Raw genomic sequence first — 16,733 nt, forward strand, 5'->3', positions numbered from 1 at the left:
TTAGCTTTCTAAAACTTCTGAGCTGCCCTCTTGCTCATTCATCGATTGTTGTTTTACGTTTTCTGTTAATTCTTGTACTAGAGGCATTGCGGCTTCAAAGTCGAAATTCGCCATCGCTTGTGACGCTTGCGCGACCCTATTTTTATCTAACATGCCTCCAGCCAAATCGACGAGTTGGTCAAAGCTGTCGACCGCGACACTATCAAACTCTTCAAGTTGCTGAATTAAGTCACGCGCTATCTGTTGGAATTGCACCGCGTCAAAGGCCTGCGCTGACTCTTCTGAAACCGTGTCTTTCGCCAACGCATCCCCTATTGCTTGCAACATTTTATTGAGTGACTCGCTGAGCTCATTGAGCATAGCCTGTTCCACCTCAGTCAATTGGCATTGCTTTTCTTCTCTTTGTTTGGCTAACGCGTGCTCCAAAGCTTCCGCAGGTTTCATGACGAAGTTTGCACCAATATTGCCAGCAATACCTTTGAGTGAATGTGTGGCGATCACTGCTGTTTCTATGTCTTTGTTTTCTATCGAACGAGTTAATCGCTCAACAAAGTCACTTTCACTTTGCACTACATTATGTAGGGTTTTCTTATACGCTTTGATATTGCCGCCCAAGCGCTGAATCGCAGCGTCGGTATCAAACCCTTCAATGTCAAAATCGCTTTCGGTTTCTAGATCTGGAATCACCTCTACGGATTGCCCTGTTGGTTCAATCCAAGTTGCCAGCATTTCAAATACTTGATTAGGGTTGATAGGCTTAGGCAAATGGTCGTTCATACCGGCTTCGATACACTTCTCTTTATCCCCGGCCATGGCATTCGCCGTCATCGCAATAATTGGCAAGTGGTCAAATTCACCGGTCTCGCGAATCGCTTTCGTCGCTTGATAGCCATCCAGTACGGGCATTTGGATATCCATCAACACCAAATCAAAATGGTTGGCTTTCACCTGCTCTATTGCTTCCTGACCGTTTTCCGCTGTGGTCACTTCTAGCCCTGCCAAAGTTAAGAGTTCAATCGCTATTTGCTGGTTAATTTGGTTATCTTCAACCAGTAGGACACTCGCCCCGGCAATTCCCTGGGCGATAGAAGTATCTATCTTGTTGGAGTAAGTCTTCGCATTGGATATTTTGCTTGGTTCTGTCATCGCGCTAAGCAACGTATCAAATAGCGTTGACGCACTGACTGGTTTAGTCAAAGCGGCATCAATATTCAAACCTTTTAATTTCGATGTCATATCGTCTTTGTCATACGCGGTAACCATCACTAAACGAGGTTGCGTCGCCAAATGTTCTAACTCGGTGATTCGGCGCCCTAGTTCGAGGCCATCCATTCCTGGCATTTTCCAATCACAAAGCACAACATCAAATGGGTTTTGTTGCTGATCAGCATCCTCAAGCATACCCAACGCCTCGGCGCCCGACACTGCTGTCTCGGCCTTAAAGTTCAAGCTTTGACACAAGTTGAGCAGGATTTCTCGAGCCGCTAAGCTGTCATCTACAACTAAAATTCGCATACCTTCTAGACGTTTAGCGCAAGGTAAACTTGGCTGCTCTATATTGCTCGAAACACCCAATTTCGCGGTAAAGATAAACTGGCTTCCCTCGCCTTCTTTGCTTTCTACATGAATCGTTCCGCCCATCATTTCACATAGCGTTTTGCTGATAGTTAAACCTAGGCCTGTACCACCATATTTGCGCGTAGTAGAGGCATCGGCTTGACTAAATGATTGGAACAATCGCGATATTTGCTCTTGGGTCATACCAATCCCAGTATCAGCAACGGTGAATTGAGCAAGAATCTGTTGCCCATCCGATTCCAACTGCTCGATCTTGATGATGATTTCACCTTGTTCGGTGAATTTAATCGCGTTATTGGTAAGATTAAGTAGAACTTGGCCTAAACGAAGCGGGTCGCCAATTAACTGTAGCGGAATGTTAGGGTCTAAATCGACAAGCAGTTCCAGACCTTTTTCTTGCGACTTCTGCGTGACAACTTGGACTAAGTTATCAATGGTTTTTTGTAGATTGAAATCAATATGCTCTAGATCAAGCTTACCTGCCTCAATCTTTGAAAAGTCGAGAATGTCATTGATGATACCGAGCAGCGATTCCGCAGAAACCTGAATTTTATTCAAATAATCCGCTTGTTTCTTCGTTAACTCAGTCTGCAACGCCAAATAACTCATACCGATAATCGCATTCATAGGTGTGCGAATTTCGTGACTCATGTTGGCTAAGAAATCACTCTTGGCACGCGTCGCTTCTTCAGCCTTGAGTTTCGCTTGCTTGAGCTCTCTCTCGGCTTCTTTGCGCTTGGTCGCATCACGTACAATACCACTATACAAATGCTCACCTAACAACTGTGATTGACTGACGGAAATCTCTAGCTCAATCTTGCTTCCATCTTTTTTGTAGCCAACGCACTCCATAATCAAACTCGAGCTATCGTCATCGTCACTCTGAGTAAATTCTCGATACGCTAAATGGAATGGTTTAGAAACTAAATGGTCAATGGACAACTCTGCATCCAAGACCTCTTTAGCCTGATAATCAAAAATGTTTTCTGCTGCTGGGCTAAACTCGATAATCTTGCCATGACTATCAATAACGATGATCCCATCAGACGCATTATCAATAATTGCGCGAGTACGCTTGTTGTTGTTCTTAAGTTCTAACGTACGCATCTCTACTTCACGCTCAAGTTCAACTTGTGTTCTCGCTAATGCTCGAGTCGCGCGCGTACCCACTTTAAGCGTGAAAATACTGGTACCAAACATCAGTATGAGAGCAACCGCCAATATCGACCAAACGGTAATTTTGAAGGTGTGCAATAAGGCATAAGCCTCAGTGACATCCATTTCCGCCGCAATACCTATATTTAACGCACCATCCCAAATCCATTTACCAACGACCGGAACACCTCGGTAATCGTTGTAACCGCCAATATCGCGACCTGAGTTCCCCTCACTAATACTTTGCGCCATCTTAGTGAGCGGCCATTCCGGGCTTGGCGCTTGTGGATGCTTAAATAAATCGGTTTGCGGATCAGCAATTCTTACGTTAAGTGAAGGACTCTGCCCTTCTTGGAGTAAGCCAATTTTCTTGAGGTCTTGCTCAAAGCGAATATTGGAAAGTAGGATACCCGAACGGTCAATCGCATACGTTTCTCCACTCTTGCCAATAAACCCAGCCGACAAAATTGATGAAAACTCGCCTTTAAAATCGACCCGCTTTGTTAATACCGCGATTGTTCGTCCCGATTGATTAACAACAGGTACGGCAAAGAACATAGTTGGTGGATTTCTATCGGCGTTATCCTGACCAAGACTCACATCAGAGCGAATCGGTGGTACAAATACACTGTGACCTTTGAGTACCTTACTCATTAAATCCGGCCGTTGTATTTCAATGAGATTGACCGTACCGATATTCGTATCTCGTCGAGAGGCGATACTGACCTTATCCGGCGCAATAACGAAATACCCAAACGAACCAGAGATCCCCGTTCTGCTCTCAATAAACTCTCGTAATTGATGTTGTAGTGGTGTGTGTACTAATGCTTGGGGGGAACGCTCTACCTCAAGTAAACGTTCAATGATTTTGACTAATTGTGGGTTACGCCCAAGTTGACTCAGTGTTTGCAATTCAAGGTCGACCCAGCCCACGGTGCGCTTGTGAGCCGAAGCCAAAATAGTGGCTAAACTATGGTTGAGTGACTCTTGGCTCTGATGTTCTGCGTATTCAGTCACCACAACAGCGGAAAATAGCAATACACCAGACAGTGCCGCCTGTACTCCCATAAACGAACGTTTGAAACTCTTATTACCGAGTTTTTTCGCCAGTGAATGATCATTAATCTTAAACACGCGCGAGATGAGTAGTAATAAGGCTAACGTTAGGATGACAGCTGCCGCAATAACGTAACGCAAGGAGTCCATCATATTGAGATCTGCGGATTTAAACGCAATCGCAGGAGGGGCTTGATACCAATCGTTTTTTGTCAGTACTAACTCTTTTAAGTTGATCGACTCTAACCCTTTTTGCACGATCGTTTGAAGTTCAGGGGCTTGTTTGTTCGTCCAAAAATGCAATGCTGATGGAGTTACGACGTCTTCATCAATGGCGCGTACACCATCGACATTATTTTTATCTAACCAATCTAAAACGACCGTTTCTGCATCAAGCACTGCGTCAGCGCGGCCATCTAAAACCGCACTGATAGCTTCGTTAATTCCAGGAGTTTCGAGAACTTTTATATCGGGATAAATGCTCTTAACTTTGTCTATCGTGGTATAGCCTTTCGAGATGGCAACTGTCGCGTTAGCTAAATCCGAAACGCGTTGAAATTGGCGTTTGTTATCCAGAACAAAGTACAACTCACGCACCATAAAATATGGTGATGAAAACTCACCAAACTGCTTACGACTCTCCGTTTTATAAGCGTGCGGCAAAATATCAATTTCACCATTTTTAAATGCTTGCAGTAACTCATCCCAAGTTCCAGAGACGATTTCAACTTGCATACCAGAACGGGCAATAATTTCGTTAACAATGTCGCCAGATAGCCCTGCTACGTTACCTCGCTCGTCCATAAACAGCATCGGCGGCCATTGTTCAATACCAATTTTTACCGTGTTGTTTGCCAACCACTGACGTTCGCTCGGGTCTAAATCTAATCGGGCTAATACTTGTTGCTGAATGGCAAGCAAATCTAAGCGCTCGCTGAACGTTTGCAGAGCAAGCATATATTGGTCTTTATAGTCGTGATAATCATCGCTGTTGATTAATGCCATGGCATCACTAAGACGATCATCCTGAACAAATCCAATCGCGCGCATCTCTAATGCCACACGTTCAAAATGAGCCTTTTCTAATTGCTTGACGGTATCAAAGTTCTGCCCTTGCTGACTGGCTAATAAGCTATTTAATAATTCGGTCAATCTAGGCTCGGTGTTTAGGTATCTGTCATACCATTTTCTATCACCGGAAAAGGAGTAGCTGAGAATGGAAGAAGTTAACACTTCATCTAGGTATTTAAGTTCTACCGCGATGTTTTGGGTTTGTGCCGGAGGATGATAGCGAGACTGAAACGAAGACGGGTTATTTTCTTCTGCAGTAAGAGAGAGTGGCAACATCAACATGCAATAAGCAAATGCTACCCAAAATGATTGTAGATTGAATCCCCTGAACACATAACTCATATACCGCATAACACGCATCCATTGCCTTACCCATAACTTTAAAAAATTAGGAAAGGTTCCTTGGTTCATCAACTGATTACATAGTGTTACTTCACGGAATGTGCTCTAGATTTGTTTAGTTGTGTTAATTTTGAGAGTCTTGTTCGTGAACAACAAATATGTTCACCAACCTGCGGACATAAATGACTAATTAAACAATATAAAAAGCAGCTTAACGCTGCTTTTTTACTGATTATACCGATACTTAACGTTGCGGTTTTTGTGTTTTGTTGCGTGAGCCGTGAGCACCAGCTGCTGGCTTTGGCTTGCGGCGCGCAGGGTTGTTGCTGCGACCTTTTGGTGTATTTACACGCTCTTCGTGACGTTTAACTGCACGACGGATCTTCTGACTACGTGAACGCTCACGTTTGCGAGATGTTGCGTCTTTGCTTTCATCAAGCATTGTTTCACGTTCTGGACGCAGCTCTACCAACTCACGCAGGTAGTTCACATCTTTCAGTGATAGCTCCATCCAACCGCCACGAGGCAGTTTTTTGTCTAGGTAAATGTCACCATAGCGAACACGTTTTAGACGGCTTACTGTCGTATCCTGTGATTCCCACAAGCGACGAACTTCGCGGTTACGACCTTCGTTAATTGCAACGTAGAAAGTATGGTTCATACCTTCACCGCCTGCGTAAACGATGTCTTCAAAACGCGCCATGCCATCTTCTAGTTCTACACCACGTACTAGGTTCTTAACTTTTTGCTCGTTTACTTCACCAAATACGCGCACTAGGTATTCGCGCTCTACTTGACGGCTTGGGTGCATAAGGCGGTTAGCCAATTCACCATCTGTCGTGAATAGCAGTAGACCAGATGTGTTCGCGTCTAGACGACCTACTGAGATCCAGCGTGAGCCACGAATTTTTGGCAGACGATCAAATACTGTACGACGACCTTCAGGATCATGACGGGTACACAATTCACCTTCAGGCTTATAGTAAGCAAGCACACGACAAATTACTTCTTCTTGCGCTTTAACCGAAACAGTATGGCCGTCAATACGAACAGTAGCGTTTTCGTCTTCTAGGCGTTCACCTAGCTTCGCTACCATACCATTAACACTTACTCGTCCCGCTTTAATCAACGCTTCCAATTCGCGTCGAGAGCCGTGACCAGCACGTGCCAATACTTTCTGAAGTTTTTCGTTCATCTATCTACCTATGTGTCGTCTTCTCAGACGTCGAATAAAAAAAGCGACTTGAATCGCGGTCGCGTAATATACCAAACCGCTTAACTGAAATCACCAAATTTTAACCGAATTACAGTACGATTTTTTACGACTCAAATGGTGTTGGATCACCGGCTCCAACACGGGTGATTTGCATATCATCGTCACTGAAATCAACCACAGTCGTTGGTTGTTCACCCAAGTAACCACCGTTGAGAATCACATCTACCGCATGTTCAAGTTTGTCACGAATATCCTCCGGATCTGATTCAGTAAAATCGTTACCCGGTAGAATCAATGAAGTTGACATTAATGGCTCACCCATGGCTTCTAATAAATCTAGCGCAATGCGATTATCTGGTACGCGAATACCAATGGTTTTACGCTTCGCATTCATCAAACGACGGGGCACTTCTTTAGTACCTTTAAAGATGAATGTGTACGGCCCAGGAGTGTTATTTTTTAGCAGGCGAAATGCGACATTATCTACTCGTGCATACAGTGACAACTCAGACAGGTCACGACATAACAGAGTGAAGTTGTGCTTTTCATCCAAACGACGAATCTGACAAATGCGCTCTAGCGCTTGCTTATTTTCCAGTTGACAGCCCAAAGCGTAACCAGAATCGGTCGGGTAAACTACCACGCCGCCGTTACGGATAATAGCCACCGCTTGGCTTATCAAGCGAGCTTGTGGGTTCTCAGGATGCACATAAAAAAACTGGCTCATGGTAATTCCTCGTTATATATACCCAAGTGACATCAAGCCTCTCGGGTATAGAGCTTAGCTCTCTGAAGTATTGAAAACAGTGGGTTCAATGCCCCAGTCTTTCCACACCGGTTCAACACCGGAAGGCAGCCAAAGATTGCGCCCCAATTCCATCCACGGAGATGGATAATGGAAGTCGCTACCTTGGGATGCTAATAGATTGTATTGTATAGCATAATCAGCCAGATTGCGTCGTTCTTGTTGCGCTTGTTGCGGTTGTGCTACTTCCATAGCATCACCATCCGCTTCAACAAATGCCGCCAATAGGCGCTTGATCCATTTAGCCGTTAAGTCATAACGTCCAGGATGCGCCAACACCGCTTGGCCTCCTGCGGCATGAATCGCTGTCACTGCTTCACTCATGGTGCACCAGTTCGGCGGAACATAGCCCGGATTGCCGCGAGTCAGGTATTTCTTAAAAACCAGTGGTAGCGTTTTGGCATAGCCATTTTCAACTAGCCATTTAGCGAAATGGGCACGAGTGATCGGTGCATCGCCCGCAATCTCGCGCACTTCTTCATACACACCCTCTCGGGTCGCTTTGGCTAAACGACTCGCAATCAGCTCAGCACGAGCATCACGTCTTTTTTGCTGCGCTTCTATCAAAGACAGTAATTCTGGATTATTGCCATCGACATTCAAACCAACAATATGGATATCTTTGTTTTCCCATACGGTTGAAATCTCGATGCCATCAATAATTTTGAGTTTGAATTCATTGGCTGCCACATACTGCTTGGCTGGCTCTAAGCCTGCTAACGTATCGTGGTCAGTAATCGCTAATACATCGAGATCAAAACTTAAAGCACGGTCAACCAGCTCTTGTGGACTCAACCTTCCATCGGAGGCTGTCGTATGGCTGTGTAGATCTATTCGCATATTTTTTTCTTAGGGGTTGACAGTGAACAAAAATACTAGTTAACTAGTACGCAAATACAAGTTCATTAGTGAGATGCACTATGTTACAAGAATTTAACCCAAAGCAAAAAACAAATGTCGCGTTGACATCGCCTAAGCGCGATACGTCAGAGCTGGCTTGGTGGCGCACTTGGACAAGTTCTTGGTGGGCTAACGTGTATTTCTGATTTATCGCTAAAGAATAAATCAAACAGATTCGCAAAGCCCGCTCTACCAAGCGGGCTTTTTTATTGTTACGTAAACAACCCTTATTCGATTAAAAATAAAGCAATTAGCGAGCGGGTGATTGGGTCGGAGGACGCTTTATGCGAGACTATGTAACAGAAAGGAAACTTAATTTTAAACAAGGAGGTCTTGTGAACAAGGCCATCACGTTAAGCCAAGTGGCAGAGATCAACGTACTGCATGCTCAAATGCCATACAGCGAAGATCCAACCCAGCTATTCCATACTTTGTGCGAACATAAAACCGACAGCTTGTTGCTTGAATCAGCGGAAATCGATTCGAAGCAAAATCTAAAAAGCTTAATGATTGTCGATTCAGCGCTGCGCATCGTTTGTTTAGAGCATACCGTTACCATGACTGCGCTGACCAACAACGGCCAGGCGCTGCTAAAACATGTAGTGGCAAATATTGCCGACACCATCGAGTATGACTACCAGTCAGATTGCCTGACTCTGCACTTTACCGCGCCTTGCGATACCCTAGATGAAGATTCTCGCCTACGTGAAGCCTCATCATTTGACGCGCTACGTTTAATTCAACACAGTTTTAATCATCAGCCACACGGCAAACACTCGCTGTTTATTGGTGGTCTATTTGCCTACGATTTAGTGGCTAACTTTGAACCACTTGGCAACGCATCAAGCAGCAATCAATGTCCTGATTACGTGTTTTATGTTGCCGAAACGCTACTGATTGTTGACCATCAAACGCAGAGCTGCTTGTTGCAAGCGACCAGCTTTGATGCCAAAGCAGATGCTGCAGAACTTGAACTGCGTATGCGTGCCATTGAAGCCGCTTGCCAAGCGCCAAGCTCACTACCACCAGCAGTTCAATTAGACGATGTAACGGTTAAAACCAATATTGCCGACGATGAGTTTTGCCAAATCGTCTCGGATTTAAAACCGTTCGTGGTCAAAGGTGATGTATTCCAAGTCGTACCTTCTCGTCGTTTTACTTTACCTTGCCCATCTCCACTGGCCGCTTACAAGGCTCTTAAACAAAGCAATCCAAGCCCTTACATGTTCTACATGCAAGATGAGCTATTTACCTTATTTGGCGCTTCACCAGAAAGTGCCCTTAAATACGAGACCGACACTAACCAAGTTGAAATCTACCCAATTGCGGGTACGCGCCGTCGCGGTAAATACGCCGATGGCAGCATTGATTTCGATTTGGATAGTCGTATTGAGCTTGAACTGCGCACTGACGGGAAAGAAAACGCTGAGCATATGATGCTAGTCGACCTCGCGCGTAACGACGTCGCCCGTATCAGTACCGCTGGCACTCGTCACGTTGCCGATTTACTCAAAGTTGATCGCTACAGCCACGTGATGCATTTAGTCTCTCGCGTTGTCGGACAATTGCGTGATGACCTCGATGCCCTGCATGCATACCAAGCCTGTATGAACATGGGCACACTGACTGGTGCACCAAAAATTCGCGCCATGCAACTGATTCGCGATGTTGAAAAAGCACGCCGTGGCAGTTACGGCGGTGCAGTTGGCTACCTTACCGGAGAAGGTACTCTAGATACTTGTATCGTGATTCGCTCAGCCTACGTTGAGAATGGCATTGCCCAAGTTCAGGCTGGAGCAGGTGTCGTTTACGACTCCGACCCACAAGCCGAAGCCGATGAAACTCGTGGTAAAGCGCAAGCCGTTATTACTGCGATTCAAACCGCGCACCAAGCGAAGTAAGGAGAGCAAACATGGCGAACATTATTTTCATCGATAACTTTGACTCTTTTACTTACAACCTTGTGGATCAATTTCGTTCCCTTGGCCATGACGTCACGATTTATCGTAACCACATTGCTGCGGCGCAAATAGAACAAGCGGTACTTAAACTCGATAATCCTGTGGTGCTGCTCTCTCCAGGGCCAGGTGCGCCAGCCGACGCAGGTTGCATGCCAGAGTTAATTCAACGCCTTAAAGGTAAAGTGCCAATGATCGGCATTTGTCTTGGTCATCAAGCCATTGTTGAAGCCTACGGCGGCGTTGTTGCGGGCGCAGGCAATATTGTCCATGGCAAAGTATCAATGATGGCGCACCAAAACCACACTATCTATCAATCACTGCCCTCTCCACTTGCTATTGCTCGTTACCACTCTCTTGTGGCAGTCACAGTGCCGGAAAGCCTAACCGTCACCGCCGAAGTCGATGGTTTGGTGATGTCAGTAGTTCAAGAACAAGACAAAGTGTGTGGCTTTCAATTTCACCCAGAGTCAATCATGACCACCTATGGCGCCACCTTGTTGGCAAATGCCATCGACTGGGCTCTAGAGAGAAAAAACGGATAAAGGAAATCATCATGGAACAGATCATTAATAAACTCTTTGACCAGCAGTCACTGACAGAAACAGAAAGTCAGCAGCTCTTTGATACCATTATCCGCGGTGAACTGGATCCAGTACTAATGGCGTCGGTGTTAACAGCACTAAAAATCAAAGGCGAAACTCCAACGGAAATCGCAGGGGCAGCGAAAGCATTGCTTGATAATGCCAAACCGTTTCCACGACCTGATTATGATTTCGCTGATATCGTGGGCACGGGTGGTGACGGGCATGACACCATCAATATTTCGACTACTGCGGCTTTTGTTGCTGCGGCATGTGGTTTAAAAGTAGCGAAACACGGTAACCGCAGCGTTTCCAGCCAATCGGGTTCATCAGACTTACTTGATTCATTTGGTATTAACCTAGCGATGAGTGCCGACGACACTCGAGAAGCGGTGGATGATTTGGGTGTGGCCTTTTTGTTTGCGCCGCAATACCACGGTGGTGTACGCCATGCAATGCCTGTGCGCCAGACACTGAAAACCCGCACAATTTTTAATATTCTTGGCCCGCTGATTAACCCTGCTCGTCCTAATATCGAGTTGATGGGGGTATATAGTGAAGAGCTTGTACGCCCAATTGCAGAAACCATGTTGAAAATGAACATGAAGCGTGCTGCGGTCGTTCATGGCAGTGGTTTGGATGAGGTAGCGATTCACGGTACGACAACGGTCGCAGAAATCAAAGATGGCGAAATCCATGAATACACATTAACCCCTGAAGACTTTGGTGTAGAGCGTTACCCATTAGAAGCCATTAAAGGCGGCGATCCAGAAGAGAATAAAGCCATCATCACCAATATTCTGACAGGTAACGGGACTGAGGCGCAGCTTGGCGCTGTGGCGGTGAACGTGGCGCTATTGATGCGTTTGTTTGGTCATGAGGATCTCAAAGCCAATACGCAGCGTGCACTGCATGCGATGAACTCAGGTAAAGCATTTAAACTGGTTGAGCAACTGGCCGAACGTGGTTAAGGAATCATTATGACATTGGCATCCGATAAGCTCTCACAACACGTATCCAAACAAGAAGCACAAATGGCAGAAGTGTTAGCGAAAATTGTACGTGACAAATATTCATGGGTGGAAGCTCGCAAACAAACTCAGCCGCTAAGCGAGTTTCAAGAGCAGCTTGAGCCATCGGATAGAAGTTTTTATCAAGCGTTGAGGTCAGGTAAAACCGCATTTATCCTCGAATGTAAAAAAGCCTCACCATCAAAAGGCTTGATTCGTGACGTTTTTGATCTCGATTACATCGCCTCAACCTATGATCGCCATGCCGATGCGATCTCGGTATTAACCGATGAAAAGTATTTTCAAGGCAACTTTGAGTTTTTACCTCAAGTGCGCAGCAAAGCCCACCAGCCTATTTTGTGTAAAGACTTTATGGTTGATAGCTACCAAGTGTACTTGGCACGCCACTACCAAGCTGATGCGATTTTGCTGATGTTGTCGGTACTTAATGATGACCAATATCGTGAACTTGCCGATGTCGCGCATTCACTGAACATGGGGATTCTCACTGAAGTCAGTAACGAGCAAGAACTACATCGTGCAGTCAACCTAGGGGCACAAGTGATCGGCATCAATAACCGTAACCTGCGCGATCTTTCAACCGATCTTAATCGTACCAAAGCGCTTGCTCCGACCATTCGTCAACTTGCGCCTGATGCGGTGGTGATTTCAGAATCAGGCATCTATACCCACCAGCAAGTACGAGAACTCACGCAGTTTGCCGATGGTTTCCTGATCGGCAGTTCATTAATGGCTGAAGACGACCTTGAGCTAGCGGTACGAAAGGTCATTTTGGGACAAAACAAAGTGTGTGGCTTAACATCAGCAGAAGACGCAGCCAAAGCTTATCAAGCTGGTGCTGTATTTGGTGGTTTGATTTTTGTTGATGCTTCCAAGCGATATGTTAGCCCGGAAACAGCCCGCACGGTGATGAGTGGTGCACCTTTAAACTATGTCGGCGTATTTCAAAATCATCCGGTTGAGATCGTGGCAGAGATTGCCTGCCAACTTAATATATTTGCTGTGCAGCTGCACGGCAATGAATCGCAAGAATATGTCGAAGTGCTGCGCACTCAACTACCGGCCGAGATCGAGATTTGGAAAGCTTACGGCGTGAGCGATCAATCTGTTCAACGTATTCCCCGCCATATCGAACGCCATTTATTAGATGCACAAGTCGGCACTCAAAGTGGCGGTACCGGACAGATTTTTGATTGGGCTCTAATTGGATGTCCAAAAGAAGTGATGCTGGCTGGTGGTTTATCAGCAGACAATGCCCAACAAGCAAGTCAATTGGGTTGTTTAGGTTTGATCTCAATTCTGGCGTCGAAAACGCACCAGGCGAAAAAGATTTAGTTAAATTGCAGCAAGCGTTTGCTGCAATTAGAAAATATTAAGGAAGGAAGCAATGGCGAAGTTGAATGCCTATTTTGGCGAATATGGCGGTCAATACGTACCGCAAATATTAGTCCCTGCGCTAGACCAACTAGAGCAAGCGTTTATTGATGCGCAAGAAGACCCTGAATTTCGTAGTGAATTTATGTCACTACTGCAAGAATATGCCGGCCGTCCGACTGCACTAACACTCACTCGAAACTTAACCGCAGGTACCAAAACCAAGTTGTACCTAAAACGTGAAGATTTGCTTCATGGTGGCGCACACAAAACCAACCAAGTATTGGGACAAGCACTTCTAGCAAAACGCATGGGCAAAAATGAAATCATCGCGGAAACAGGCGCTGGCCAGCATGGTGTGGCAACCGCTCTCGCGTGTGCACTGCTTGGCCTAAAATGCCGCGTTTACATGGGTGCGAAAGACGTTGAACGTCAAAGTCCAAACGTATTTCGTATGAAGCTAATGGGCGCAGAAGTCATTCCAGTTCATTCGGGTTCCGCCACACTAAAAGATGCGTGTAACGAAGCTCTACGCGACTGGTCAGGCAGCTACGAGACCGCGCACTATCTGTTAGGTACCGCAGCGGGTCCTCACCCATTCCCAACCATAGTGCGTGAATTCCAGCACATCATCGGTGAGGAGACTAAGAATCAGATCTTAGCTCGTGAAGGTCGTCTTCCCGATGCGGTGATTGCTTGTGTTGGTGGCGGTTCAAACGCTATCGGTATGTTTGCTGATTTTATTGACGAAGAGAGCGTGCGCTTAATTGGTGTGGAGCCTGCAGGTAAAGGTATTGATACTGACCAACACGGAGCGCCACTGAAGCACGGAAAAACCGGTATTTTCTTCGGTATGAAAGCGCCATTAATGCAAGACCCTAACGGCCAAGTGGAAGAGTCCTACTCGGTTTCTGCCGGTCTCGACTTCCCTTCTGTGGGCCCACAGCATGCTTATCTCAATGCAATTGGTCGCGCTGAATACGATAACGTCACCGATGATGAAGCGCTGGATGCCTTCCAAGAGCTCGCTCGCAGTGAAGGGATTATTCCTGCTTTGGAATCAGCGCACGCATTAGCGCACGCGCTACGCATGGCTCGTTCAAACCCAGAGAAAGAACAGCTGTTAGTCGTTAACTTATCCGGCCGTGGTGATAAAGATATCTTTACCGTACACGCAATTTTGCAAGAAAAGGGAGTGTTCTAATGAATCGTTATCAGTTGATGTTCGAACGCTTGGCAGCAAAAAAGCAAGGGGCATTCGTACCGTTTGTTACCGTGTGTGACCCAAACCCAGAACAATCGCTTGAGATCATGCGTACACTAGCCAATTCAGGTGCCGATGCACTTGAGCTAGGCATTCCGTTCTCTGATCCGTTGGCTGACGGCCCAACCATTCAAGGTGCGAATATTCGCGCATTAGAATCTGGCGCCACACCCGATATCTGCTTTGAACTAATCAGCAAAATTCGCGCAGAGTATCCAGATTTACCAATTGGCCTTCTAATGTACGCTAACTTGGTATTCTCGCGTGGTGTTGAAAACTTTTATCAACGCTGCGCAGATGCTGGTGTCGATTCAGTATTGATTGCGGATGTCCCAACCAATGAAAGTGCTGAGTTTGTTACGGCAGCCAAAAAATACGGGATTCATCCAATATTTATCGCTCCACCAACGGCAAGTGATGAAACGCTACAATCTGTCGCTGAACTCGGCAGTGGCTATACTTACTTACTATCGCGTGCGGGTGTTACCGGAGCAGAAACCAAAGCCAACATGCCTGTTAATCATATGTTAGAGCGTCTCAATCAATATGATGCCCCACCCGCTTTGCTTGGTTTTGGTATTTCGGAGCCAGAGCAAGTAAAACAGGCGTTGGATGCAGGTGCCGCTGGCGCAATTTCAGGCTCTGCGGTGGTAAAAATCATCGAGGCAAACCAAGAACAACCCGCGCAAATGCTTGAAAAACTGGGCGTATTCATTACCAGCATGAAAGCAGCGACTAGCCTATAAATTTCAATACATTACATATTAATCACTAAGCTCAACATGACTTTCATGTTGAGCTTTTTTCTGCTTTCTCACCCATAAGCCTTCCCTAAATCAGCCTAAAGACGACCTCGACCGCAAAACTGACCACAAATAAAGTTCACCAATTTTTTGTTGAACAATGTCAATGAAATGCTCAATTTTGTAGCCCGTTATTTAGGTTTAATGTTGCCATTTGTAAATTTTAAGTGTACAAATTACACCGAATTTATTAACCACTATTTTACATATGAATGGTGATTAATACTGGGAACGTGAAAATTTTAGCACAGAGGTAATGGACGTGTTAACAAAAAATCTACTTAACAATATTGGTGTTCAAGTCGTCATTGCAATGATCATTGGTACTGCCGTTGGCGCAACCATGGGTCAAAGCGCAGCAATGTTCGCCCCACTTGGCGCTATTTTTATCAATCTAATTAAAATGCTGGTCATTCCATTGGTCGCTGTGGCGCTTATTTCAGGAGCTGCCGGCCTTGGTAACAGTCATTCAGCCGGAAAAGTTGGTGCTGTCACTCTCGGCTACTTCGGCCTAACTTCTGCACTCGCTGTCGCTCTTGCTTTGGTAATGGGCGTAATTTTCCAACCGGGTATTGGCATCGACATTTCTGGTGTCGAAGGCATGTTCTCATCCGAATACGCTTCAAAAGGTGAACTACCTACTTTCTGGGCAACCATCACTGGTATGATCCCAACCAACGTTTTCCAATCACTAAACGAAGCAAACATTCTCCAAATCTTAGTGTTTTGTCTTTTCTTTGGTGTTGCAATTTCACGCCAGGAAGAGTCACGCCGAGCGCCTATTATTAACGGTGTAAACTGCATCGTTGATGCAATGGTCTGGATGATCAATAAAGTAATGATCATTGCCCCTATCGGCGTATTTGGTTTGATGGCAGAAGCGGTTGGCACCTTTGGTTTTGGCGCTCTAATGGTAGTGTTCAAGCTGTTCGTTGTGTATGTCGCGGCAATTCTGATCTTCGGTTTTATTGTCTATCCAGCAATGATTCACATCTTTACCAAAACATCGGCAAAACAGTTCATCAGCGCCATGAAAAAACCACAAGCCGTTGCCCTTTCTACGGCTTCTTCAATGGCAACACTTCCAGTCACTATGGACACGGTAGAGCACGAGCTTAAAGTGCGTAATTCAACTGCGTCTTTTGTACTCCCACTGGGTGCGACGATTAACATGTCGGGGAATGCGATCTACTACGGACTCGTTGCTATCTTCTTTGCTCAATTATTCAACATTGAGCTTGGCATGGGGGCTTACATTGCGATTATCGTCACTTCAACCCTTGGCGCTGTCGGTCAAGCCGGTGTTCCTGGTCCATCATTCCTAGTTGTGGCAGTGCTGCTGGCAGCAGGGATTCCAATTGAAGGTCTGCCACTGCTGTTTGCTCTAGACCGAATCTTTGACATGATTCGAACCGCACTGAACATCACTGGTGATGCTGCTTGTGCCGTGATTGTGGATGCTTTAATTGAAGACGAAGCCATCGAGAAAGCCGAGCTAGAAAAACAACAAGCTTGATATAAAACTTAGATACAACAAGCCCCTAAACAAGTAGAGCCACTCAATGAGTGGCTCTACTTTTATTGTTCGATTTGAAA

At 45.7% G+C, this 16,733-nt stretch carries 11 protein-coding genes, 1 pseudogene and 1 other annotated feature; of the genes and pseudogenes, 8 read left to right on the top strand and 4 right to left on the bottom strand.

Features of this window, described 5'->3' with window-relative positions; genetic code table 11:
* The 4 genes from Vt282_RS08125 to rnm all read right to left on the bottom strand — a co-directional run bounded on the left by Vt282_RS08125 (window position 1) and on the right by rnm (window position 8,063).
* Window positions 1-5,136 (bottom strand): response regulator, encoded by a 5,136-nt coding sequence (locus Vt282_RS08125; protein ID WP_232055037.1) that lies wholly within the window; start codon window positions 5,134-5,136, stop codon window positions 1-3.
* A 310-nt stretch (window positions 5,137-5,446) separates the two neighbouring features.
* Entirely contained in the window at window positions 5,447-6,397 is a 951-nt protein-coding gene (rluB, locus tag Vt282_RS08130; protein WP_162063099.1) for a 23S rRNA pseudouridine(2605) synthase RluB, read from the bottom strand.
* Between the two features lie 124 nt (window positions 6,398-6,521).
* Window positions 6,522-7,145, bottom strand: a complete 624-nt coding sequence (locus Vt282_RS08135) for an L-threonylcarbamoyladenylate synthase (RefSeq protein WP_162063100.1) — start codon at window positions 7,143-7,145, stop codon at window positions 6,522-6,524.
* Between the two features lie 54 nt (window positions 7,146-7,199).
* Complete coding sequence (gene rnm / locus Vt282_RS08140) at window positions 7,200-8,063, bottom strand: RNase RNM (protein ID WP_162063101.1); 864 nt, start codon at window positions 8,061-8,063, stop codon at window positions 7,200-7,202.
* 80 nt (window positions 8,064-8,143) lie between these two features.
* On the opposite strand from rnm, the gene trpL2 reads away from it, so the two are divergent.
* The 8 genes and pseudogenes from trpL2 (at window position 8,144) to Vt282_RS08180 (ending at window position 16,653) form a co-directional block, all read left to right on the top strand.
* Entirely contained in the window at window positions 8,144-8,269 is a 126-nt protein-coding gene (gene trpL2 / locus Vt282_RS08145) for a tryptophan operon leader peptide (RefSeq protein WP_162063102.1), read from the top strand.
* Window positions 8,216-8,333 (top strand) — a sequence feature (Trp leader region). It overlaps the preceding gene by 54 nt.
* 125 nt (window positions 8,334-8,458) lie before the next feature.
* Window positions 8,459-10,024 (top strand): anthranilate synthase component 1, encoded by a 1,566-nt coding sequence (locus tag Vt282_RS08150; RefSeq protein ID WP_162063103.1) that lies wholly within the window; start codon window positions 8,459-8,461, stop codon window positions 10,022-10,024.
* A gap of 11 nt (window positions 10,025-10,035) precedes the next feature.
* The gene (locus Vt282_RS08155) at window positions 10,036-10,626 is read left to right on the top strand and encodes an aminodeoxychorismate/anthranilate synthase component II (protein WP_162063104.1); all 591 of its coding nucleotides are present in this window, start codon (window positions 10,036-10,038) and stop codon (window positions 10,624-10,626) included.
* A gap of 11 nt (window positions 10,627-10,637) precedes the next feature.
* The gene (gene trpD, locus Vt282_RS08160) at window positions 10,638-11,636 is read left to right on the top strand and encodes an anthranilate phosphoribosyltransferase (RefSeq protein WP_162046151.1); all 999 of its coding nucleotides are present in this window, start codon (window positions 10,638-10,640) and stop codon (window positions 11,634-11,636) included.
* 9 nt (window positions 11,637-11,645) lie between these two features.
* Window positions 11,646-13,072: pseudogene (gene trpCF / locus Vt282_RS08165) on the top strand (bifunctional indole-3-glycerol-phosphate synthase TrpC/phosphoribosylanthranilate isomerase TrpF).
* Window positions 13,073-13,083: 11 nt separating this feature from the next.
* Window positions 13,084-14,274: a tryptophan synthase subunit beta gene (gene trpB / locus Vt282_RS08170; protein WP_162046149.1), complete on the top strand. Its 1,191-nt coding sequence runs from the start codon at window positions 13,084-13,086 to the stop codon at window positions 14,272-14,274.
* The gene (trpA, locus tag Vt282_RS08175; RefSeq protein WP_162063105.1) at window positions 14,274-15,080 is read left to right on the top strand and encodes a tryptophan synthase subunit alpha; all 807 of its coding nucleotides are present in this window, start codon (window positions 14,274-14,276) and stop codon (window positions 15,078-15,080) included. The genes trpB and trpA overlap by 1 nt, the downstream gene beginning before the upstream one ends.
* A gap of 313 nt (window positions 15,081-15,393) precedes the next feature.
* Window positions 15,394-16,653 carry a dicarboxylate/amino acid:cation symporter gene (locus Vt282_RS08180; protein WP_162046147.1) on the top strand — a complete coding sequence of 420 codons (1,260 nt, stop codon included), beginning with the start codon at window positions 15,394-15,396 and terminating at the stop codon, window positions 16,651-16,653.
* Window positions 16,654-16,733 lie beyond the last annotated feature (80 nt).

The organism is Vibrio taketomensis, from assembly GCF_009938165.1.
Classification (GTDB): Bacteria; Pseudomonadota; Gammaproteobacteria; order Enterobacterales; family Vibrionaceae; genus Vibrio; species Vibrio taketomensis.